General features: G+C 57.1%; 11 protein-coding genes. 2 read left to right on the forward strand and 9 right to left on the reverse strand.

The window, feature by feature from the left end; translation table 11 throughout:
- Window positions 1-63: 63 nt before the first annotated feature.
- Genes HMPREF2967_RS00120 through HMPREF2967_RS13325 form a run of 6 tightly spaced genes read right to left on the reverse strand, consistent with a single transcriptional unit; the run spans window position 64 to window position 17,180 of the window.
- On the reverse strand, window positions 64-7,635 hold the full coding sequence (locus HMPREF2967_RS00120; protein WP_070684482.1) for a non-ribosomal peptide synthetase: 7,572 nt from the start codon (window positions 7,633-7,635) through the stop codon (window positions 64-66).
- A gap of 12 nt (window positions 7,636-7,647) precedes the next feature.
- Window positions 7,648-9,279 (reverse strand): AMP-binding protein, encoded by a 1,632-nt coding sequence (locus tag HMPREF2967_RS00125; RefSeq protein ID WP_014303368.1) that lies wholly within the window; start codon window positions 9,277-9,279, stop codon window positions 7,648-7,650.
- Window positions 9,276-9,884, reverse strand: a complete 609-nt coding sequence (locus HMPREF2967_RS00130; protein ID WP_014303369.1) for a VOC family protein — start codon at window positions 9,882-9,884, stop codon at window positions 9,276-9,278. The genes HMPREF2967_RS00125 and HMPREF2967_RS00130 overlap by 4 nt, the downstream gene beginning before the upstream one ends.
- Window positions 9,877-15,411, reverse strand: a complete 5,535-nt coding sequence (locus HMPREF2967_RS00135; RefSeq protein WP_070684483.1) for a non-ribosomal peptide synthetase — start codon at window positions 15,409-15,411, stop codon at window positions 9,877-9,879. The genes HMPREF2967_RS00130 and HMPREF2967_RS00135 overlap by 8 nt, the downstream gene beginning before the upstream one ends.
- Complete coding sequence (locus HMPREF2967_RS00140) at window positions 15,393-16,538, reverse strand: Gfo/Idh/MocA family oxidoreductase (RefSeq protein ID WP_042528971.1); 1,146 nt, start codon at window positions 16,536-16,538, stop codon at window positions 15,393-15,395. Before HMPREF2967_RS00140 ends, HMPREF2967_RS00135 begins: the two co-directional genes overlap by 19 nt.
- 42 nt (window positions 16,539-16,580) lie before the next feature.
- Complete coding sequence (locus HMPREF2967_RS13325; RefSeq protein WP_232218841.1) at window positions 16,581-17,180, reverse strand: hypothetical protein; 600 nt, start codon at window positions 17,178-17,180, stop codon at window positions 16,581-16,583.
- An 838-nt stretch (window positions 17,181-18,018) separates the two neighbouring features.
- On the opposite strand from HMPREF2967_RS13325, the gene HMPREF2967_RS13050 reads away from it, so the two are divergent.
- The gene (locus HMPREF2967_RS13050) at window positions 18,019-18,315 is read left to right on the forward strand and encodes a hypothetical protein (protein ID WP_144403092.1); all 297 of its coding nucleotides are present in this window, start codon (window positions 18,019-18,021) and stop codon (window positions 18,313-18,315) included.
- 20 nt (window positions 18,316-18,335) lie between these two features.
- On the forward strand, window positions 18,336-18,989 hold the full coding sequence (locus HMPREF2967_RS00150) for a hypothetical protein (RefSeq protein WP_369816007.1): 654 nt from the start codon (window positions 18,336-18,338) through the stop codon (window positions 18,987-18,989).
- Window positions 18,990-19,018: 29 nt separating this feature from the next.
- Here HMPREF2967_RS00150 and HMPREF2967_RS00155 read toward each other — a convergent pair whose 3' ends face one another.
- From HMPREF2967_RS00155 to HMPREF2967_RS00165, 3 genes are read right to left on the reverse strand one after another with little or no spacing between them, the layout of a single operon-like run.
- Window positions 19,019-20,728, reverse strand: coding sequence for a dipeptide ABC transporter ATP-binding protein (locus HMPREF2967_RS00155; protein WP_070684484.1), 1,710 nt, complete (start codon window positions 20,726-20,728; stop codon window positions 19,019-19,021).
- Complete coding sequence (locus HMPREF2967_RS00160; protein WP_070684485.1) at window positions 20,728-21,687, reverse strand: ABC transporter permease; 960 nt, start codon at window positions 21,685-21,687, stop codon at window positions 20,728-20,730. The genes HMPREF2967_RS00155 and HMPREF2967_RS00160 overlap by 1 nt, the downstream gene beginning before the upstream one ends.
- Window positions 21,680-22,606, reverse strand: a complete 927-nt coding sequence (locus tag HMPREF2967_RS00165; protein WP_070524085.1) for an ABC transporter permease — start codon at window positions 22,604-22,606, stop codon at window positions 21,680-21,682. Before HMPREF2967_RS00165 ends, HMPREF2967_RS00160 begins: the two co-directional genes overlap by 8 nt.
- Window positions 22,607-22,622: the final 16 nt, after the last annotated feature.

Here is a 22,622-nt window from a genome sequence, read left to right on the forward strand (position 1 = left end):
TGCGTAGCACTGGGTTGGGGGCAAGTGGCTTGTCAGGTGAGTGAAACAGGTGTGGCATGAACTCTAAATTTCGCCTTCTTCTACGTCGCTGCCGACGATGTCGGCGATCAGGTCGGACAATTCTCGGACCGTTGGATGGTTGAATACGTCACGTATGGAGATCTCTACTGACATTTCTCGACGAATCGAGTTAGTAAGCCGCACGGCCGTGAGCGAGTCGGCACCGATGGTGAAGAAGTCATCGTCGATGCTGATCTCCTTGGGCCCGAGGAGTTCTTGCAAGATGGTAATGATACCCGAATCTCGGTGATTACGAGAGCGTTCCCTTGTTTGTGGTTGTTCAAAGGTTTTTCCTTCTAAACTCTTGCGATCAATCTTGCCGTTCCAAGACCGTGGTAGCCCATCAATGCGTGATATCACGCGTGGACGCATATAGGCAGGGAGAGACTCGGCGAGGTGGTTATTGAGTGCTGCCATGTTAAAGCCCTCATGCGTAACAACGTAGAGAACAATGCCATGGTCGTTGACAGCGACGCAATCGCGGAGTTCGTTGAATTTTCGTGCTGTTGACTCGATCTCACCGAGTTCGATGCGGTAGCCGTTGACCTTAACCTGACCGTCCTCGCGCCCCAGGAAGATGATGTGACCAAGGTGATTGTAGAGGGCCTTGTCGCCCGTGCGGTACATTCGTTCGCCGGTGCGGGGGTGGGTGATGAATGATGCTGCGGTCTTCTCTGGGTCCTTCCAGTACCCCATGGCCAGGCCACGTCCGGCAATGTAAAGGTCTCCCGGCACATGCGTGGGTCGGGGGTTCAGGGCCTCATCGAGGATGTACATTCGCTGATTTGCCAGCGGCGTTCCATAGGGAATGCTGGTACGCGAGGCATCATCGACGCCTACCTCGTACCAGTTTGACCATATCGATGCCTCGGTAGCACCCCCAGCAGCGAAAACTGTGCAGTCCCGGAAGAGGGTGCTGACCTGGTAAGCGATATTTACAGGTATCCAATCTCCGCTGAGTAGTGCCGACCGTACGGAGGAACCAATGAGGCTCCGTTCGCGGAGGTGTTCCACGTACATCGAAAAAAGTGCTGGCACAGAGTTCCACAGCGTCACCGAGTGCGTAGTTACGGCATCTGCCCAGCACTGCGGATCACGTTTGTCTGCTGGAGATGGCAACACCAAGGTAGCACCCCGCGCGAACATCCCGAAGATGTCGTATACCGATAGATCGAAGTTTAGCTCTGAAATCCCCAATATCCGGTCGGTCGGAGTCACCCCGAGGCGTTCGTTGACATCGACAATCGTATTGACCGCCGACTCGTGGGTGATGGCTACTCCTTTGGGAGTGCCCGTCGTACCAGACGTGTAGATGACGTACGCAAGCGAGCTGGGTGTCGGACTCGATTCGCTTAAGGCCTGGTCACCTGGCCGATGCCGGGCGACATCGGCCAGAGTGATGACTGTGCAGTGCTCGGCTAACGCAGCGAAATCATCGTCCGGATGGTCCATCGCAACAATGGATGCACCCGCATCGTTGATGATGGAAGTGTTACGCCCCACCGGTTGGTCCACGCTCAGCGGCAAGTAGGCGCATCCGGCCTTCATTGCGCCTAGTACCGCTGCGATCTGTTGTGCGGACTTTTCCATCATGATGCCAACGAGATCACCAGGCGCCGGGTCAGTTGCAGCAATAAGCTGGGCCCACTTATCCGACTGCTCATTGAGTTGCTCGTATGTCCATTGCGTGGTGGCGTCTATCACCGCGAGGTTGTCACCATGCTCGGCAAGTCCCTTCTGATACAGCCCCAGTAGGCTCTTATCCGCTCCGGGGAGTTCCCGGTCTGTGTCGTTGATTCGATCTGCGGTGGGCGCGTTGGTCGTCGGAGCTATGGTACTGGTGGGCGCGTTCCAGAGTTCAGGGGACTCTGCGAGGTGCGAGAGAGTGGCTGTAAGGCTGGTGAAAAGCTCCGCCACCATGTCGTCGGGGAAGATCGCCTCGACCGCGTCCATATTCAGCATCAGGCCACCATCGTGTTCATAGACCTGGAGGTCCATCCATACCTGTGGCGTCTGCGATAGGCCATGATCGATTACGCCCAGGTAAGGACTCTGATCTGACTCGGGGTGCTCCACGACGCCCAGGCCACACGTGAAGACCACCGGCATGGTTACCCGAGCACCGCGTTGCTTAGTAAGCATTCGCTGCACCGACACGCCGGAGACACTGCCGTGATCGAGATTGCTGAACATGCGCCTGTGTAGCGCTGCAGCGCGGTCCCGGAACGATGGTGCACACTGGGTATCCACGCTGAGAATAGATAGGCTGGTGAAGTCGCCAACTATGTGGTCAACCTCGGGGGCGAACCGAGTGCGGTCGAACCGGGTCAGGTTGATGCTAAGTCGCGGCTCATCGCTGTACCTCGCTAGGACTTCGGCGTATACCTCGGCTAGGAATACGGCTTCGGTCATCCCCTCCTCACGTACCCGTTGCTTAATCCGGCGCCACTTCGCAGCGTCCACCAGGGCGTGGTGGCGGCAAAACTGCGAGGTATTAGCGCCGTTTGTGTCGGTCACCGGCAACTGCGGTGCAGGATAAATAGTATCCACTGCCGATTCCCAATAGGCTTGGTCACGCTTATGGATGTCGCTGTGTGACAGTTCAATCGTGGCTTCGACATAGTCTTTAAATGAATAGGGGATTGCCGGATCGAGACTGTCTACGCCGTGGTCGTAGGCCTGCTTCCACTCACGGAAAATGTGGAACATGCTCCAGCCGTCGATAAACAAGTTATCGAAACTTAAAAGCAGTCGACCCGCGTCGGGCTCGGCTACGTAGCGCACGTCAAAGCATGGCCACTGAGTGGGATCAAACTTCTGGCGGGACATTTCCTCTCGGATTTCATCGAGAGTATCCTCATTGTCGGCGTTGCCGGAGCGAATGAGGGCAATGCGGTAGCGTGGTACTTCGGGCAACACACGCTGACTCAATCCGTCCTCACACACGACGGTGCGCAGCATGGGATGGCGTTTAATCAGGGCATTGAACGCGTCTTCCACTCGCTCCGGGTCTAGGCAGGCAGTGGACATTTCAAAGTAACAGTGGCTGGAAACGTCGCCGAGTTCGATGGCTCCAGAGCTGCCGATGAGATAGGACTGCTGCACCTCAGTCAGCGGGAACGGAGCGTACTGTTCAGACCCGTGAACAATCTTGGGAAGATCCGATTGCTGGTGGGGGACTTCGGCTATCTGGTCAATTCGGGCGGCCATGTCGCGCAGCAACGGAACGTCAAAGATATTCTCTAACGGAAATTCCACGCCAAAACACTGTTCGATGGTACGGCGCAGGCGTGTTGCTGTGAGAGAATCACCACCCAAGCGAAAGTAGTCTGAGTTCACGTTGGAGCTGGTGTGCAGCAGCTCATCCCAGATATCGATGAGCCGTTTCTCGGTGGCGGTGTGCGGAAGTTCGGTGACAGCGGGCTCGTTGTCGAAGTATTCCGGCACTAATGCTGTGAGCGCTTTGCGGTCAATCTTGCCGTTGCTGGTGAGTGGAAACTTCGCTAGCTCCAGGATGCGTTTCGGTAGCATGTACTCCGGAAGGCGGGTGGCCAGTAGGTTTGTAGCCTTGGCATAGTCAGAATCGCATAGTGTGACCGATTCGTTGGAACTAGCGCGTTCGGCGATGATAAGCGCCGTCGTTTTAGTGATCTCTACATGCTCTACAGGTTTCCACCCAGTGCGCTGCAGGATTTCTTTCCAGCTGCGGGCGCTGAGTAGTACTGTACCGGTTTCGGCCCGAGCGTCCGTGGTATTGTTGGCAATAAATGCGGCGGTGATATCGGACATCGGGGAGGGGGCAGTGGGCTCTACCACCACCATCGTTGCTCCAGGGGCGCTGAGGCCCCAGGCCTCACAGAGCGTTTTCTCGATGTCCTCGCTCTGGTGCAGCGTCTGGTTGCACAGCACCAAGTCCGCCTTCGTCACTGCCTCCCCAGGAGTCGGTTGGGGCGTGCTAGTGACTCCGAGCTGGCGGTACGTGAAGGTGTTACCAACACGTTGTCCGGCATGTTCGAGGTGATGACGATAGGGATCAGCGAGCACGTATGCGCTCGTCCCCGCGATAGCCGCGTAGTCCGCAGAGGCCTCGGGCCGGCGTGACCCGATCTCAAGAATCTTGAGCTCGCTGGTTGAGTGGGTACTGCATTCACGCACAACCGCGCCGAGGACCCGGTGAACCAACCGACCCAACGGACGGGTTGCGAGGAATTGCTCCACCGACATCGAATCTGGGCTTTGGATGAACTCAGCGATACTGCGCTGCTTCTCCGCCATTACGAAGGCTTGCTCGAAGGGGGTGACAAAACGCTCTAACGCGCCGAACGACTCGTCGTCTAGAAGCAAGTCTGCGGTAGCCGGGTGTTCATCTGCTTTGCCTAGCCATGTCTGCCAGCGATTACGGTGTTCGCGGAGGTGGTTTGGGGTCCCCACGCCGGTGAGTTGCTCCTCCCAGCGTCGCATCACTGAGAAGGCATATGCGGTCTGTAAATGCTCATCGTGCTCGACGGACGTGCGGATGTCGCCCTCGGTCAGCACGTCGTTGACTTTGGCGCGCAATGACGTCGCAAACTGCTCCGGAGTAGTTCGGGCAACATGTGACGGTGTGAACTGAGCAAACGTAACCAAAGATGGTGACGATGATGCACCTTGGTGCGTGATACACACGGCACGCTCTATTGGCAGCAACGCTTCACACGCGGACTCGATCTCGCCGAGTTCGATGCGGTGGCCACGAACTTTGACTTGGTTATCCGAGCGGCCTAAAAACTCGATCGTCCCATCGGCCCAGAACCGGCCCATATCGCCTGTGCGGTACCAACGTGAGTCCTCCGAGATTACGAACTTAGTTTCGGTGAGTCCGGGGTCGCCGACATATTGTGTAGCTACGCCCAGGCCGCCAATCCACAGCTCCCCCACAGAATAATCGGGACAGTCCTGGCCATTGCTGGACACCACCCGGTACATCTGTTTGGCAAGCGGCCGACCATAGGGAATTGAGGTCCACTCGGGTGACACTACATCGAGGTCGAGACCATTGGACCAGATAGATGCCTCCGTCGCACCGCCCATAGCTAATAGGTGTGCCTGCGGGGTAACCGTGCGCATGCGCTCAGGCAGGCTGGTATCAATCCAGTCGCCAGATAGCAGAACATGGCGTATGCTGCTGAGCTTGCCCGGTGTCCGATCAGCCGCAGATAAAAGCATCTCAAACAAAGTAGGCACCGAATTCCAGATAGTTATGCCTAAACTATCCACCAGCGATACCCACTTCTTGGCGTCGCGGCGCGCATCATCTGGGATGGTTACCAGTTCGCCGCCAGCAGAAAGGAGCCCGAAGGCGTCGTACACCGAGAGATCGAAATCAAAGGAAGATACGCTTAGTAGGCGGTCTGTCGGACCAACGCCCAGGCGACGGTTGATCTCGCTAATGGTGTTCCATGCAGCACCGTGGCAAATCTCGACTCCTTTTGGTGTTCCAGTGGTCCCAGAGGTGTAGATTACATAGGCCGGGTCTTGTGGATGCAGCTGCGGAAGATTGGCTGTGCCGGTAGCGCTCGTGAAATCTACTACCTGAACTGCAGTTTCGCTCAGAACCTTATCGGGTCGGTCAGTAATCAGATGCGTTACTTGGCTTGCCCCCAAGAGAGCGGCAATACGAGATTCCGGTTGCTGTAGACTCACCGGTACATATGCTCCGCCCGCCATCATCGCGGCTAGCGCACCAATAATCTGGCGAGGACCACGCTCCACCATCACTGCAATCAAAGCGCCTCGCCCAACCCCGGAATTCACCAAAGCAGAGGCGATGGTGGTGGCTTGCTCTTCCAAATCTTGGTAGGTAATAACGTCGCCGCTTGCACTGCGAATGGCCGTGGCCTGGGGGTGGCACCGTGCAGCGGCAATCACCTCATCGACAAGGGTGGTGTCAGGCAGCCGCCAAGAGGCAACTTCGGCACGTGACGCTCGACGGGCCTGCGCTCCTGGGCTCTCTACCGGGTCTGAATGCGAGAGATCGTCGGTGATTGCCTTGTCAATCTCCATCACTAGGGTGGCGAAGAGATCGTCCAGCATCTTCTCGGGGAACAACTGTTCAACTGCGTCGCAGACGATTAGGAAGCCGTTGACGGTGGTGAAGACTTGGAGGTCAATCCACACCTGGGGGGTCTGGGAGATCATGTAGCTAATCTCTCCGAAGGTATCTATAAACTCTTGGCCAACCAGTGGGTCTCCCAGGTTGCAGGAGAACACCACGGGAGCCAAAACTTGCTCACCTCTGGAAGCACGTAGGTCTCGCAGCACCCGCACCGCCGAATACTGTGAATGTGACGAATCCTCATAGAAAGAGGCCTGTATATCCTTGAGGTCCTCGCTGAAAGTGCGGCGTGTGGACTGATCGATACTGGTGAGTGTCAGGGCGGTAAAGTCTGCGACGACATTCTTTATCGCTGTGTCTGAACCGCGGTTGAACAGAGGTACGGCCATGAGGAATTTTTTATTCTCGCTCCATTGGCCGATGGTGCGGGCGTAGGCGGTCAGCAACACCATTGCTGGGGTAGTAGCGTGGTGTTCACACACCTCACGCAAGCGCGACCAAGTTGCCGAATCGAATGATCGACTGCGGCGTACAAACCGGTGTGCTTGTTCCTCGTTGGTGCCGTGGCTCATCGGCAAGGTTGGGGCACCCGGCAACTCGGAGAGGCGATTGCGCCAGTATGCCTGGTCACGGTCGATATCGGCGACGCCTTCGCGAGCGTGTCCAGCGAGGTAGCGAGCGAAACTCCACGACGGGTCGGCGTCGGGGGCTTCACCGGTGGCGTAATGGTGGGCGAGGTCGTGCAAGATAATTTGGAAACTCTGCACATCGCACACAAGCAGGTCGATATCGAAGTGAATAACTGCTACATCCTGAGGGAGGAGGCTGACTTCTAAAGATACCACATGGCCGGTAGCTATGTCCAACAGTCGGTGCGAAAGGCGTTCGCGCGTGGATAGCAGAGCTTCTTCGCGCGTGGACTCGTCCATCTTGGTGAGGTCATGAACGAGGATGGTGGGGTGGGGCGGCTCTGGCAGCACATATTGCTTGCCATCTTCGGTGTAGCAGGCGCGCAACATCGGGTGGGAACGTAGCAGCGTCAGCCAGCTTTGTTGCAATCGGTCGATATTGATACTGCGGGATTCGACCTCTACGTAGCCGTGGGTGCCCACCCCGCCCAGTTGCTGCGAGGAATTGCGGCCAATCCAATAGGCGTATTGGACATCTGTGAGGTCAAAGGGTACGGAATCGTCGATGGGAGCGGCAAACCCATCTTTGGGGGACTCAATGGCGTCAGTGCTGTGGTTTGGTGTGGATTCTACAAGCATCTTCGCCCACTGCCTTACCGTTGGGGCGCGCATGAAATCTCCAAAGGAGACGCGGTGTCCCTGTTTCATCCAATCAGCGAGCAGACGGACTGTTGGAAGTGACTCCAGGCCGTGGGAGAGCAGGTTGTCGTCGATGCCGATTTCGGCATCTTCGCCGAGGATCTGGTGGAGCGAGGCGAGGAGTTCTTCGCGAATTTGTTCCTCTTTGATCATGGTCTTGTCCTCTCAGCTTTGTTCGGATTCACGGTCAGTAAATTGCGCTGCCGCGAGAGCACGCAGCTTTTTCTTGTCGACCTTGCCTATGTTGATCAGTGGAATTTCGTCGACAGTGATCACCTGGTCCGGCACCTTGTATCGGGCTACGCCTCGGGTGAGGAAATCATCCAGAATGGCGGAGCGGTTAACGCCTGGTTGGGCGACGATGGCTGCAACGGTGCGCTCTCCCAGTGCTCTATCTGGCATTGGGAAGACGGCTGCAGCACTAATGCCTGGAGTTCCAGACAAGAGTGTCTCGACCTCAGAAGGGGAGACGTTTTCGCCCAGGCGATTGATCTGTTCAACCACGCGCCCGCACAGCACCAGGTTGCCGTCCTCGGTAAGGTAGCCACGGTCACCGGTGCGGAAGAAACCATCCTCGGTGAAACAGTCCGGGGTATCGCGGTTTCCTTCGTAGCCGAAGAAAGTATAAGGGCCCTTTTCTAGTATCTCTCCCGGCTCGCCTCCCGGGCCATCGATTACCAACTCGTCAGCATCAGAGATGGGACGACCTTGCGTGCCAAGAATCACCGCTGGAGGGTCATCAATACGCGTGAACGTAGTGATGCCTTCACCCATGCCATAACCCTGGTGGATACGCACACCGAAACGATCCTGTATTGCCTCACCTAAGCCGTCGTTAAGCGCCGCTGCGCCAATGATAATTCGCTCCAAGGAAGAGAAATCTGCGGGAAACCACTCTGCGGCCTCCACCCACACCTGGGCTACCGCAGGAACTAGTGCAGTCAGCGTGACCCCGTGGGTCGCAATGGCCGGAAACGCCTCATCGAAGGCTGCGCTGGTGCACAGAACCACAGTGCCGCCCGAAAGCAAGGTGCCCAGAATCCCGGGCTGAGCTAAGGCGAAATCATGAGAGGTAGATAGAACCGCCAAGTATACCGTATCTGGCCCGACGCCGCAGCACTGTGCCGCCGCACGGGTGTTATATGCATACGCCTCATGTACCCGGGGAATTATTTTTGGCATGTTCGTGGTTCCGCCAGACAAAAGATTCAGCGCAACGCTGCGTGGATCCGGCCACTTAGTAGGCGGAGAACATTTGGTAGAAATCGGGGCAGTGAAGAGACCTGGCAGAACTCGGTACGAGGACTCCTTGTCGTGCGTGGGTCCGTTATCGGCCCACAGTTCTTTGAGTCCGAGCTCGCCGGGTCCCATAGCCTCTACCATGGCTACGGTGTCAAAACCGAGATGGTCGCGGCCACCGATATAAGCAACTGGGTGTAAAGACTCACACAACGCTGCAACTTCGGCCTCTCTATGCGCGGGAAGCAGCAGGGTTGGGATAGCACCCACGCGCATCAGCGCAAGCAGAGTCACCACATACGCTGCGGTGTTTGGCAGTTGCAGTAGCACGTGGTCTCCTGGCGAGAGGCCGCTTTCTCGTAGCTCCTCGGTGAACACACAAAGTGATTGCTCGAGTTGTGCGTAGGTCAGGTGTGCGTCGTCAGCGATGACAGCTACATGGTCCGAATAAATCTCGGATGATTCGAACAGTTCCTGGCACAGGCTTTTTCGGGCCAGGTGGCCGGTGCCTTCGTAATGCTTCAACACACTGTTGCGGTCGATATCGCGCCCTCTCATGCAAACTCCAAATCAATCGTGCCTGTGCCGGAACGGCAGGTGAGGCCGCCGTCGACACCAACGTGCTTACAAATGCTTAATGTCTTCTCACTGGCCGCAAAATCGATGTCGGTTATGTGGGTAATCCCGTTAGGATGCGGGGTGCTGCGATGGGTATCAATGGCAAAGGGGGTCACGAAAAGCGGGATCGCCCAGTCGTCGGGTGACAGACACCAGCAGGCGAGCCGTCTGCCAGCGGGATCCTTGCGGGAGAACGGGATTGTCAGGCTCTTGGTTTGATGAGAATCAAAAATCTCCTTTATGTGGTCAAATTCCTTGCGCTGCGCCTCCAGTACCACCCGTGAGTACCCCTGTGACATGGTGGCGAATCTGTCATAGGAGTCGACGAATTTTCCATTGCCAGTAAGGTGTAAAAGTTGGCGGAAAAACGGTGGTACGTCGGCTCGCTCTCGTATCTCCAGGTAGGGACCCTCGCAGAAATAAATAAGCGCGCTTGCAGCGTTTTTCTGTTGTCCTGGTTCAACGTCAAAGCCGCGCGAACGGAAGTAATTAATTGAGTTCTCTAGGTCGTCTGCTTTATAGATAATGTGTCCCACATTAGCCATTTCGTTGTTCCCTCTCCGTGAAGAACGGAAGTAGTGAGGGTACGTTCTCCTGTAGCAGGCAGGTGGCATGAGAACCGGCCACGGCATGTATCTGCAGGTTGCCGAGCACGGTCGCTGGCCAATCGATGTCTCCGCCTAGGCTCGGGTAAAAACCAGTTACACCTTCGGTAGGCTGCAGTACGACTACATCACCGAAATAGACATCGGGGACGTAGTCGATGGTTCCGAGTAACGAATGCCGGAAGACATCGTATAGGATGTCCATCATCCCGCGAGTGGACTCGGAGTCTGTGTCGAATTCACGGATGCTTCGGTAGATGAGTTTGCGGCGCGCCCTGGGACTCAACACCGCCATCTTTTGGAAGAATTCCCCGATATCTGCGTATGGGCCTTCAAGGGTACACAGTTCTTCGTCACTGATATTGCGGTTGATGCCATCAAGGGTGTGCTCCAGGGCTGCTGCGAGGGTTTTGAGGTCGAAGTTCGCCCCCATTGCACTTAGGTCAGCGTTGAAAATGCACCCATAGGCGAGCTCACACAGCAGTTCATTAGTGACCCGGTGCGGGCACTGGTGGGTGCTGATGCAAGTTACCTGGCGCACGTCGCGGCCGAGTTCGGTGAGCGCCTTCGCGGTCTCCAGCGCTAACATACCGCCAATGCAGTAGCCGACCAACTGATAAGATTCCATATCCAACTCATCAAGTTCCTGGGCGTAGCTCTGGGCCAGATCCCTGATCAGCGTACGGGTTGTGTAGTCCAGGAATCGATCTGCGTCACCAGCGGTAAAACCAACGTGGGCAATCTCTGGCTGGCGTTGAAGCAGTTCGGGCATCAAGAACTCGTAGTCCTTCAGGCGGCCAGTGCCAGCGTGGATCATCACGCGGCAGAACGTTGCGTCCTTCGGCAATCGGTATACATGCAGATTTGAAGACCCAGTTGGAGAGCCACTGGCTACAGTAGACAGAGCAGTCAGTTCAGGGGAGGTATGATTAGCAGAATTAACGGCTTTTAATGCTTCGGGTTGACAGCTACTTCCTGCAGCCTGTGCTAGCGCGGAAATGCCTGCGATGGTTGGCACCTTGAGTACGCCACGCATAAGGGCGTCCCACGTGTGCTGCTGTAGGCCAGGTATTTCTTGGCGGAGCCGGGTTACCGTTTCGGCCATGAGCAGTGAGTCACCCCCAAGCGCATAGAAGTCATCATTGCGCCCAACCTCCGTGGTGTCGAGGACATCGCGCCAGATAGTCGCTATCTGCTCTTCCGTTTCGTTGCGTGGAGGATCGATCCGGTTGTTGGGGCTTCCCACCGGTTCTAAGCAGAGTTGCGCTAGGGCCTTGCGGTCTACCTTGCCATTTGAGGTTAACGGCAATTCCGGTAGTACATTGACGGAAGCCGGAACCATGTAACCCGGTAGGTGAGCACGCAGGTAGCCCAGAATGTCTTCACTGTTGAGCGTGGGGACATCGTCGTCATCGGCACCAACGATGATGAGTCGTTGCCCGCATTCGCGCAACGGGTCACTAGTGTTTGGGTACTCCGCGATGCGGTGCATCTGGGTATCCCTGAAGACCTGATCCCACTGCGCGTCCTCGATGAACACCTTGTGTGATTCCGCACGGTGGTCCGTGAAATCAACCAGATTCATCTTGATGGACACCGAGATAAGGGCTACGTAAAGTTCAGTGATCGGCTCTACTATGACGATCACGCCCCCGGGGCGGCGCAGCTGCTTTAAGCGGGTGAATGACTCCTCGATATTTACTGAATTATGCAGTACGTTGGCGCACAAAATGATGTCGTAACCGCCGAACTCTACATCTTGCGATGTGCAGTCTGAGTTCATATCAAACAGGCCATAGGTCATGGCACCACAATGCGCGAACATTTTTTGGGCTTTATGTAGGAAGAATGTCGAAATATCGGTGAAGCGGTATTCGATTACGTTCTCGGGGAGTCGGCTAACAATTTTTTCCGTCGTAGCACCTATGCCAGCGCCGACCTCGAGGATCCTTACCGGATGATCAGCGTGGTGCTCGGCAATGCCGATCACTGCCTCTGCGGCCGCAGCATTCATCGCCTTGCTAATGCGGTTTTCGCCGTAAATGGTGCGGGCGTTATGGGTATCTCCCTCCGGGAAGAACACCTCGGTGGGACTGATCTCTCCGCGCAACTGGGAAAGAAGCGCCTCAGCTGCGTGCCGTTGGTAATTGAATAATTCCTTACTGTTATTGATTTCCGCTTCCATGTTGCCGAACTGATCCCAGGCCTCTCCGAACACGAAGAAGTCCAGGGTCTGTTGGCTGACAGTCCAACCCTCATCATCCTTAGTGGCTAAGCCTTCTCCAGTCAGAATATTGAGCCAACGGGTTATGAGTTCGCGATACTCTTCGGAGGGATGGATCGCCGCGGTGATTTCCGTAAGAGTGTGGTGTTTTCCTGCAACGAGGAAAACACCGGCTTGTTGGAAAGCCGCGAGCAAAGCAGCCATCGCGGCTTCGTTTCCCAGCCGCATCCATGTGGCAAATATTCCCGTGTCAAGGCTCGTATCTGCAGGTGTCCAGCGCTGCTCAAGCATTGTACGGAGCTCCGAGTTTCTGATTTGCCCAGCATCCTTGAGCTCATCTTTGTCGCTCTGTGCATCAGTGACGAAAGCATGTAGTTTAATTGGGTCACTGGTTTCCTGGGCGAGTACTATAGCGCGTTCGACGAAGTCGTTGGATTCGAGGACTCCTTCTATCTCGCCGGTTTCCACTCGATAGCCGTTGATTTTTAGTTGATTGTCCCGACGGCCGTGAAACTCGATTACGCCGTCTGGGCGGTAGCTTCCTATATCCCCGGTAGCGTACATACGTGTGCCATGCTTTTCGGAAAAGAAAAATTTCTCTGCTGTGGAGGTTGGATCGTTGAGGTAACCGGTGGCTAGGCTTTCCCCGGAAATATGGATTTGCCCTCGCACCCAGTCCGGACACTCATTGCAGGCCTCGTCGAGCACCCACATTCCTTGGTTGGGTAACGCGGTACCATATGGTATGCTAGTTTCATTTGTGTGACAGGTCATCGGGTGGAAAATCGACCATATTCCGCCCTCCGTGGCGCCGCCGAGGCTGATGAGTTCAGCATTAGGGAAGTGGGGTGCAGCATGCGCTGGGAGAGTGCCCGGGATCCTGTCTCCGGACAGCATAACCAGGTCTAGGCTGAGGATGTTCGGGTGACGGGTCACCTCTACCTCTCGCACAAGCATTTGGAACAGTGCAGGAACAGAGTTCCAGGTATCGACGTTGTTATCAACAAGGAAATCGATCCATTTGCTGGGGTTTCGCGATTCCTCGTCTAACGGCAGGACCAAAGTGCCACCGCTTGCGAAGGTACCGAAGATGTCATACACGGATAAGTCAAAGGATAACTTCGATACCCCCAATACCGTGCGTCTTTTATTTCGGCCGAGGAGATTGTTCACGCTATCTATGGTGTTCATTGCAGCCGAGTGCGTAACGACAACACCTTTTGGAATTCCGGTGCTGCCTGAGGTGAAGATGATGTAGGCGGTTTCGGTGGGGGAAACCGGTGAGGCTATGGTGCCACTGTACTGTATCGGGCTGAGAGTATCGACGTTGATGTTGGAGATATCGGTATTTTCTTCGGAGAAATGAGAATTAGTGATGACGTTGGCAGGACGACACGCTTCTATCATTGAACGTTGGCGGATTGCGGGTTGCTCGTGATCGATCGGCACGTAGGCTGCACCAGTTGATACCACGGCAACAGCGGCAGCTATTTGCCATACTCCGTTACCTAGGACGATGGCAATGTAATCTCCGGGACCGACATCAGAGAGCTCATGCTGTAATGCCCCGACGTAGCCAGCCAGATGTTGGTAGCTGTAGGTTTTTCCGCCACACACCAGCGCTGGCTGGTGTGGGTGCTGCTGGACGTTATCCCAAAACCCGTCGTGGAGGCATCGGGTGGTCTGCTGTACGTGGGTTTTGTGAATGCGGTTACGGATGGCGATCGTCTTATCGGGCAAGTGGACTGAATCAGTTTCCTGCCACGCCGAACCGTCGTCGACCAGGCGATCGAGTAGGTCGGTAAATGACTCCCACATGTCGTCGATCAACGCCGGTTCAAAGACGTCCTCTCGCACGTCCCAGTTGACGTTGCAAGAGCCTCCGTCCTGGAATGCCTGACAGTCAATCCATACCTGCGGCGTTCGGCTTACGCCGGAGACAAGGTTGTAGGCCGGACCATTGTTGTGCGGTGTGTCTGCACCCAACGCGCTGGTGAATACTACCGGGATTACCGCGGGCTGCCCGGTAGTGCGGGCTATATCGCGCAACACGTCAACCCCGGAATACGCAGCGTGTGATAGCTCTTCGGATAGCTGCTCCTGGGTTGCGTGCACGCGCTCACTAAAGGTTCCAGTGTGCGGATGGCAAGCATGTAGGGTCATCTCGGTAAAGTCTCCGATAATACGGTTGATTCCGGCAATGGCAGAATCTCGGTTCATCGAAGTGACATTGACGCAAAAGTCACTTGTGGAGGACCAACGGCGCAGTACATCGGCGTAGGCGGTAAGTAGCGTCGCCGAAGGAGTGACGCCGTGAGTGCTTGCTGCGTCGGTGAGCTTTGACCATGCTGCTGGCGAGCATCGCCAGGTACGCCGGGTGAAACGCACCGGCATTTCGGATGTGCGATCGGCTGAGGTCAGCGTCGGCAGTAAGGGTTTGCCGGACAACGAGGGGATGATCTCGGACCAGTACTTTTTTGCATTGGTGCGTGCAGCGAAGCCAGCGGCACTCTGGCTGTGGTGGTTACGGGAGGTGATTATATCCCGAAACGTGGTGTCCTCTAGTTCCGGTAGAACGTTACCTGCGTAGAGAGTTAGAAGTTCCTCGACCATCACCCTCACGCTTACAAAGTCGGCGATGATCATGTCCACCGAAAACTGTAGGATGCTGCATTCGTCAAATTGCAAAAGCTGGAATTCGTGCAGTGGCCAGGTGCCCAACGGGTAGCTACGGTTTTCCAATTTTGCGCGGTGACGAAGATACTCGGCGTCCGGGACATCTGGGTTGTGGCCCGCGAGGTCTACAGCTTGTAGCACCGGCAAACTGCGAGATTTAACCACCTGCAGCGAATCCGGTGGAACGACCACTGCAGAGAGCATGTCATGGCGCTGGATGAGTTCGTGCCAGGCCTGTTCAAGGCGGCTGCGATCAAGGCGTTCCGTTCGTATTTCGGCGTAGCTGTGGCACCCGGTGCCACCCAGATCATAGCCTTCGTTCTGACCGGTTGCGTATGCGCGCTGAATATCGGTCATGGGGAAGGGGGCGAACCGTGCTTGCTCATCATGCGGAACGGCCTCCCGCTCACGCAACCATGCCAAAACCTTTTCCTTATTTGACCTTAAGGCCGCGAGGTCTTCCTCGCGCAAGGAACCCTTGGGTGAACGGTAGTTGAGTCGATCGCCGTTCACCCATAGCGCTATACCGCGGGATTCAAGGTCGTTAATCAGCGCTGTGACATCCATGTTATCTCTCCTGTGTTCCGGTGGTTGGGGTTGTTTCGCTCAATGGGGGAGGTATGAGACTCCCCCAGCGGCCACATCAGACTCTCGAGACTGAGTGGTTCGGCATGCATAGCTGCTTGGACGGTACATGTGGGACCCAGTAATTGTCCGGTGCGCGCCCAGACTGCGCACAATGCCAGGAGGTATTCGGCTTCTTGCGCTTCGTTCTTGGAGCACGCCAACTTGTCATATACTTCGTTCAGAAACTCCGCAATGCCTGCAGGCCAGGTATGGTCGTAGAGGGCGACACGGGTAACGCACGGCTCGATAAGGAGATTCTCATGCAACTGTAGAGTGCTCAAACGATCATCGGCAGCAGTGCTTAGCAAGCCAGCTTGATCTCGTGGGATTGGGGTGTTTGGGTGCCAGATGATGGTTCCGTCAGTCTCGGTGAGCACCAGATTTCCGGCGTGCGTGAAAACAGTTATTCGATGCCCCACGTGAGCGAAATCGTCTGGCTTTTCTGGGTCGTTGTGATTAACCACGCGCAAGCAGAGCGGGGTTTTGCGTATCGAACCGGTGAGCGTAGTGAATATTCCGGTAACTTGGGTGTCGTCATCAAAGCTCCATGGGGTAAAACCGCCGGTAATCCTTCCGATGATATCGAGCGTTGAGAATAGAAAGTGAATGCTACATTCGGCGTCTATGTGGATGATTTTGAACTGCCTGGTTAGTGTTGTTGTGATTTCCAAGTACCGGGATATGGTTGGATTCCAGCGGTAGAAGGTGTTGAGCTTGAACTGCACGTTATTTTTCGCTGCCATCCGGTAGCAATCTACAGAGTCTTTCTTGTGGATCGGGTGCTCCATCACTACATGCTTGCCACGGCTTAAAAACTCTAGGGCGAGCTGCGTGCCGGAACCGCCAACGACGCTAGATCTGACCACCACACAGGCAAGATCAAAAGCGGGGAGATCTTCGATCTTGGTACACAGAGGTACGCCTAGCTGCTCTGCCAGCCGGCGCGACTGTTCGCTGCCCTGAGATAGGATTGCTACCAGCGAAAATTTATCCGCAAGCTTTTTTATCCCGTTGATGTATATACGGCCAAATGTTGTGCCGCATACGACGACGCGTACAGTGTTCATGCGACGGGCCTTTCTAGGTTCTGAGCCGAAATACCGGGGTTTTTAAATGAAGCCTGCATCGTCGTCATCACTCCATTGAGGTGCGTCGGTAGTTGCTGTAGGGCCGACGATTTTAATGTCGACGTTGTAAGAGGCCAGTGACGAGAGGACAGTTTGAGGGGCCGGCAGCTCATAGCCCCATTTCGGCCCGGTTAGTAGTTCGTCGCGGATAACGCTTTTTGTCGCTTCCGCAACAAAAAGAGCGGTGATGAAGGTGGAGTCCGGTGCGTGGACACTGCCTGAGACGCGAACAGGGCGGCCCCGTAGGGTGCCGTGGACAGTGGCTTGGATGGCAAACCAGTGGTTCTTTCCGGCATCGAGTTTGGTCTTCGCTGCAGCTATGTCTGCGCACAAATTCATGAGCGTGGTTGGGTCTGATATGTCGGTTTGTGAGAGCGCACGTAAAAGTAACTGCTGGGTGTCCCGGTCCGGTATGGCCGTGACCCCTATGAGGCGCGGAATAGAGAAATCTTGGGCCACCTTGCGTAGCTCGTTGGTGACGAACGGGCTTGCTATGAGTCCGTCATCGCTTGGGAAAGGTTCCAGATCTTCAGCGTGGATGCTCCCAGGTTGGTAAGCCACGAGGTCGCCGTCGACAATCATCTTCCCAGGATGTCCGTAGGAGTTGTGGGTACTTAGCACCACATCGACCAGACCCGACAGCCCGCCCCGGTCGCGTCCACCAGTGTAGAGAGTTACCGATTGACAGTCGTCGATTAGGCCCGCCAGGTGGCGTAGTAATAGACCGCTGAGACCGGGGGTAGCGCCGGCGTTGACCACGCACGGACGGTTGGTGGGATAGTTGTCGAATGAGTTGGCTCCGAACGGGTCTATATAGCCCACTGAGTCTGGTAGTGCCGACGCTACTGAGGTCTTGAGAAGACATGACGGTCCGGCGCAGTTGACGACGACATCAAGGTCACGGGAAAATTTGTTGACAGATTCCTCGTCGTGAGCGTCAACGATAGCGGTGCGCTCATCTGATGTGTGGTGAGACCGATTCCCGCAGTTCACCATATGTCCGCTAGCGCGCAACAGTGTGGCTACTTGGCGGCCTACTTCGCCATGCGAACCGAGAACCCCCACTCTTGCCGTCTCTCCTGTGCGAACCACTCAATGTCCTTTTCTTAGCGAGCACATAACGCCAGCTAGGGCCTGTTTAGGTTAGGCTACCCTGCGCGGCAATGAGTTGCAATAGATAGAGGGTAAAACGGCTCTTCCCAATCTAGAGTGCGTAGCAACATAGCTACCTGGCTGGGGGTAGGGGTCGTTGGGCCGGGTCAAAAGGATAGGCAGGGGGTGTTTTGGTGGTGTCGTGGCATAGCAAGAGGCCCTAGACGGTGCAAGATGGTCGTTATCACACAGTCCATCCAGCCACCTAGGGCCCTGACCATGAACTTGTGCAGGTATCAAGCTCCGGGTTTCGTAGAGGCTGTTTTTCTTGGTTTTCTACGCCACAGAGGATGCGACAGCGGTGGTGGACTTCCTTGATACGTACCCCACGTTGGGCGACTTCTTTCCGATTGCGTACATCGACGGCGACGACTACGCCGTCCTGCAGCGCACCGCCGACGGAGTCTTGTGCGGCCGCTACGACGCACTCGACAACGAATGGTGGGAGCAGCCCGCACAATCGTTCACCGAATGGTTCTATGCGATGGCTGCCCCACGCCAGAACAACGCACAGCCCGTGCATCCGCGCTTGCCCAACACCACAGCCTCGGCACCCTCACACTGATTGAAACCTACACATCCAAGGTGAAAAAGACCCTGGATGCCTGGAACCTCAGAATCACACTCACCGCCACACCCGCACACCGCATCCCACACGTTGCCGCCACGCGCCTGAAAGAACTCCGTGCTAAAAGAACCGCCAAACCAGGAGTGCGCATCACCTACAGAGCCAAAGGCCCCAACACACTCTCCATTACCGATGACGCGACCACGATTGCCAACATGCGCGCAGTACTCGAATCCACCAACACCACCGACCTACTCCAAGCCGCCAACGACATCTTCTTCAAAGAAGGCACTGGTTCCACACCCGCAGTGCGCACCCAAGTCATTATCACATTGAATGAGTTGGACCAGATCATTAACGGCGACGGGGACGAAATAGAACTCAACCTCACCAACGGTGCGCGCATGACAGGCGCGGAATTCCTCACCCACAAGTTTGCCGAAATTGGCTATGCCACCATCGTCCACCCCATTGAAGGACCCATCAACACTTGGCGGCTATCGCGTGGGGCAAACCTCAATCCTTCAAACAACACCACCCACAAACCACAACAAGGTACGCGGGGATTTCGGGGATCCCTGACCACGGTTAATGTGCCACAACATGCTGCGGGGTGTACCGGGACTCTTAAGCTCTTAAAGAACGAGACCCGCCAACCGGAGGACGGTTGACGGGTCAGTCGGCGTGGGTGGTGCGTGAGCTAGTGGCCGGTACCGATTTCTAGGTGCATGCCCGGAACCGAGTTGATGAGGTTGCGGGTGTACTCCTGCTGGGCGTTTTCGAAGATATCGTCGGCGGTGCCCTGTTCGACGGCCTGTCCCTTCTTCATGACCACTACGTCGTCGGCGGTCTGGCGGACCACCGCGAGGTCGTGGGTAATGAAGAGGTAGGACAGGCTGAGCTCTGACTGCAGCTCCGCGAGGAGCTGGATGATCTGGTTCTGCACCAGCACGTCGAGGGCGGAGACGGCCTCATCGAGGACGATGACCTCCGGGCGCAGCGCCAGCGCACGTGCAATGGCGATACGCTGGCGCTGGCCGCCGGAAAGCTCGTTGGGGTAGCGGCGCATGGCGGAGCGGGGCATGGAGACCATGTCGAGAAGCTCGGCCACGCGAGCCTCGCGCTCCTTGCGCGAGCCCACCTTGTGCAGCGCCATGGGTTCCTCGATGCACTTGTAAATCGAATACATCGGATCCAGCGAGCCATAGGGGTTCTGGAAGACCACCTGCATCTTGCGGCGGAGCTTGAACAGTTCCTGCTTCGATAGCGTCGAAGTATCGTGGCCTTCGAACTCGATGGTGCCGGAGGTCGGCTCCAGCAAGCCCAATACCATGTTGGCCACCGTGGACTTACCGGAACCGGACTCGCCCACCAACGCCAGGGTGGTGCCGCGGCGGATGTCGAAGGAGACATCGTCGACAGCCTTGAGCAGCTTCTTTCCACCGCGCTGGCCGCGGATATCGAATTCCTTGGTGAGGTTGCGGACCGAAATCACCGGAGCCTGCGCGGAAGCAGAGTCCGCGGTTGCGGTGCCCTGCTTGACGGCGGCGCCGATCGCCCCACCTGACTTCAGCTCCTTGGCCTTCACACCAGCTTTCTTGGCCGCGCGGATGCGGGAAGAGGCGAGGGAGGGGGCGGCGTCGACAAGCCGGCGCGTGTACGGATGCTGCGGGGAGCGCAGGATCTCGCGCGAGGGGCCCGACTCGACGATGCGGCCGCGGTGCATCACGATGAGGTGCTCCGCGCGCTCGGCCGCCAGTCCGAGGTCATGGGTAATGAAGAGCACCGCGTTACCCAGCTCCTCCGTGAGGTGCTCTAGGTGATCCAGGATGGTTTTCTGCACCGTCACGTCGAGGGCGGAGGTGGGCTCGTCGGCGATGAGCAACTTCGGGCGTGCGGCTAGGCCGATCGCGATGAGTGCGCGCTGGCGCATACCGCCGGAGAACTCGTGGGGGTACTGCTTGGCGCGGCGTTCGGCGTCGGGAAGCCCGGCTTCCTCCAGAAGCTCCACCACGCGTTCGTGGCGCTTGGAGCCTTCCACGACGTTGTTAGCTTTGAGGGATTCCTCAACCTGCGTGCCGATGCGCCACACCGGGTTGAGGTTGGACATCGGATCCTGCGGGACCAAGCCAATCTTGTCGCCGCGCAGCGATTCGAATTGCTTGTTGTTGTAGTGAGTGATGTCCTCGCCCTCAAAGAGGATCTGGCCGCCGGTGACCTTGCCGGTGCCCGGTAGCAGGCCCAGGATGGACATCGCCGTGGTGGACTTACCGGAACCGGACTCGCCCACGATGGCCACGGACTGGCCCGGGTAAATGGACATGTTGACGCCACGCACTGCCTCAACCACACCGGTGGAGGTGGTGAAGGAGATATGGACGTCCTTCATTTCAAGAAGTGGCTTAGTCATTAACGCTTCCTCGCCTTCGGATCGAGTGCATCGCGGACGACGTCACCCATCATGATGAAGCTCAACACGGTCAGGCCCAAAGCACCCGCCGGGTAGAACAGGACTGCCGGGGCAACGCGCAGAGAAGCCTGCGCGTCGGAAATGTCTCCGCCCCAGGACACGAACGTCGGCGGCAGGCCGATGCCCAGGAAGGACAAGGTGGCTTCCGCGACGATGTAGGTACCCAGCGCCACGGTGGCGTAGGAAATGATGGGGGCAGCAGCGTTCGGCAGGATGTGGCTGAACAGGATGTGCCAGTTCGATGCGCCGATGGAGCGCGCGGATTGCACGAACTCCTCGTTCTTGATGGAGACCACCGCGCCGCGCGTGATGCGGGCGATGGAGACCCAGCCGAAGAGTCCGAGCACCAAGACCACCGTGACGATGGTGCGGTGCTCCTTGAACATCTGCATGACCACGATGGCGGCGAGCACCAGCGGGATGGCGAAGAAGATGTCGGTGATGCGGGACAGGACGGAGTCAATCCAGCCGCCGAAGAAGCCGGCGATGGCGCCGATCAAGGAGCCCAGCACCACGACGAGGATGGTGGTCAGGACGCCGACGGCAACCGACGCGCGCGCACCGTAGATCACGCGGGCGTAAATGTCGCAGCCCTGGCGGTTGAAGCCGAAGGGGTGGCCCGGCTCGGCGGGGGCGAGGGACTTGGACAGCTCGCACAGGCGCGGGTCGGTGCTCGTGAAAAGACCCGGTGCGATGGCTAGGAGGATGGCCACGAGGATCATCACGGCCGCGATCCAGAACAGTGGGCGGCGGCGCAGGTAGCGCCAGGCCTCGCCCCACTGGGAGGACGGGGCGGACTCGTCCTTGACGGCGTCGACGGCGCCGAGGCCCGTCTCGTCGGTCGCGGAAACGAAGTGCTCTTGGCCCGGGTAGGGGGTAGTTTTCTCGAAGTTAGGCATAGCGGATCCTCGGATCAAGTACGGCGTACAGGAGGTCAACGAGCAGGTTGGCGATGATGTAGATGATCACCAGCACCGTGGTGAAGGAGACAATCGTGGTTGGCTCACCGCGCAGGATGGCCTGGTACATCGTGCCGCCGACGCCGTTGATGCCGAAGATGCCTTCGGTCACGATGGCGCCGGTCATGAGCGCGCCGATGTCGGCACCGATGAAGGTGGCCACGGGAATCAGCGAGTTACGCAGCACGTGGCGGAGGGTCACCGCGCCGTTGGACAGGCCCTTCGCGCGTGCGGTGCGCACGTAGTCGGCGCGCAGGTTCTCAGCCACGGACTGGCGGGTGAGGCGAATGACGTAAGCCAAGGAGAGCGCGCCGAGCACCATTGCCGGCATGAGGAGGGACTTCACGGTGGCGTTCGCGCCGACGGTGACCGGCAGGACACCCCACTTGATGCCCACGAGGTACTGGAAGACGAAGCCGATGACGAAGGACGGCACTGCGATGACGAGCAGGGAGATGACCAACACGGTGGAATCGAAGAAGCCACCGCGGCGCATGCCGGCGAGGACGCCGAAGAGGATGCCGAAGACGGATTCGAAGATGATGGCCATGACGGTGAGCTTCACCGTGACCGGGAAGGCGTTGGCCATCACTTGGGTTACGGGTACGCCGGAGAAGGTCGTGCCGAAGTCCAGCATGAAGATGCCCTTGATGTAGAGCAGATACTGAATGATGAACGGCTTGTCTAGGTTGTATTCCGCCTCGATGCGGGCGCGGGCAGCCTCGGTAAGGCCGCGGTCACCGCCAAGGGCTTCGACGGGGTCGCCGGGCATCAAGAAGACGAGCGCATAGATGAGCAGGGTGGCTCCGAAGAACACCGGGATCATCTGGAGCACTCGGCGCCCGATATAGCGCAGCATAGTGTGGTCCTTTACT

Origin of the sequence: Corynebacterium sp. HMSC059E07 (assembly GCF_001814395.1) — a bacterium.
Classification (GTDB): Bacteria; Actinomycetota; Actinomycetes; order Mycobacteriales; family Mycobacteriaceae; genus Corynebacterium; species Corynebacterium hesseae.

Bases quoted from the DNA above. Each gene is read 5' to 3' on its own strand.
- HMPREF2967_RS00155 (WP_070684484.1), bottom strand. From the start codon at position 20,728: ATGACTAAGCCACTTCTTGAAATGAAGGACGTCCATATCTCCTTCACC.
- HMPREF2967_RS00140 (WP_042528971.1), bottom strand. From the start codon at position 16,538: ATGAACACTGTACGCGTCGTCGTATGCGGCACAACATTTGGCCGTATA.
- HMPREF2967_RS00130 (WP_014303369.1), bottom strand. From the start codon at position 9,884: ATGGCTAATGTGGGACACATTATCTATAAAGCAGACGACCTAGAGAAC.
- HMPREF2967_RS13325 (WP_232218841.1), bottom strand. From the start codon at position 17,180: ATGATTGTCGACGGCGACCTCGTGGCTTACCAACCTGGGAGCATCCAC.
- HMPREF2967_RS00120 (WP_070684482.1), bottom strand. From the start codon at position 7,635: ATGATCAAAGAGGAACAAATTCGCGAAGAACTCCTCGCCTCGCTCCAC.
- HMPREF2967_RS00125 (WP_014303368.1), bottom strand. From the start codon at position 9,279: ATGAGAGGGCGCGATATCGACCGCAACAGTGTGTTGAAGCATTACGAA.
- HMPREF2967_RS00135 (WP_070684483.1), bottom strand. From the start codon at position 15,411: ATGGATGTCACAGCGCTGATTAACGACCTTGAATCCCGCGGTATAGCG.
- HMPREF2967_RS00165 (WP_070524085.1), bottom strand. From the start codon at position 22,606: ATGCTGCGCTATATCGGGCGCCGAGTGCTCCAGATGATCCCGGTGTTC.
- HMPREF2967_RS00160 (WP_070684485.1), bottom strand. From the start codon at position 21,687: ATGCCTAACTTCGAGAAAACTACCCCCTACCCGGGCCAAGAGCACTTC.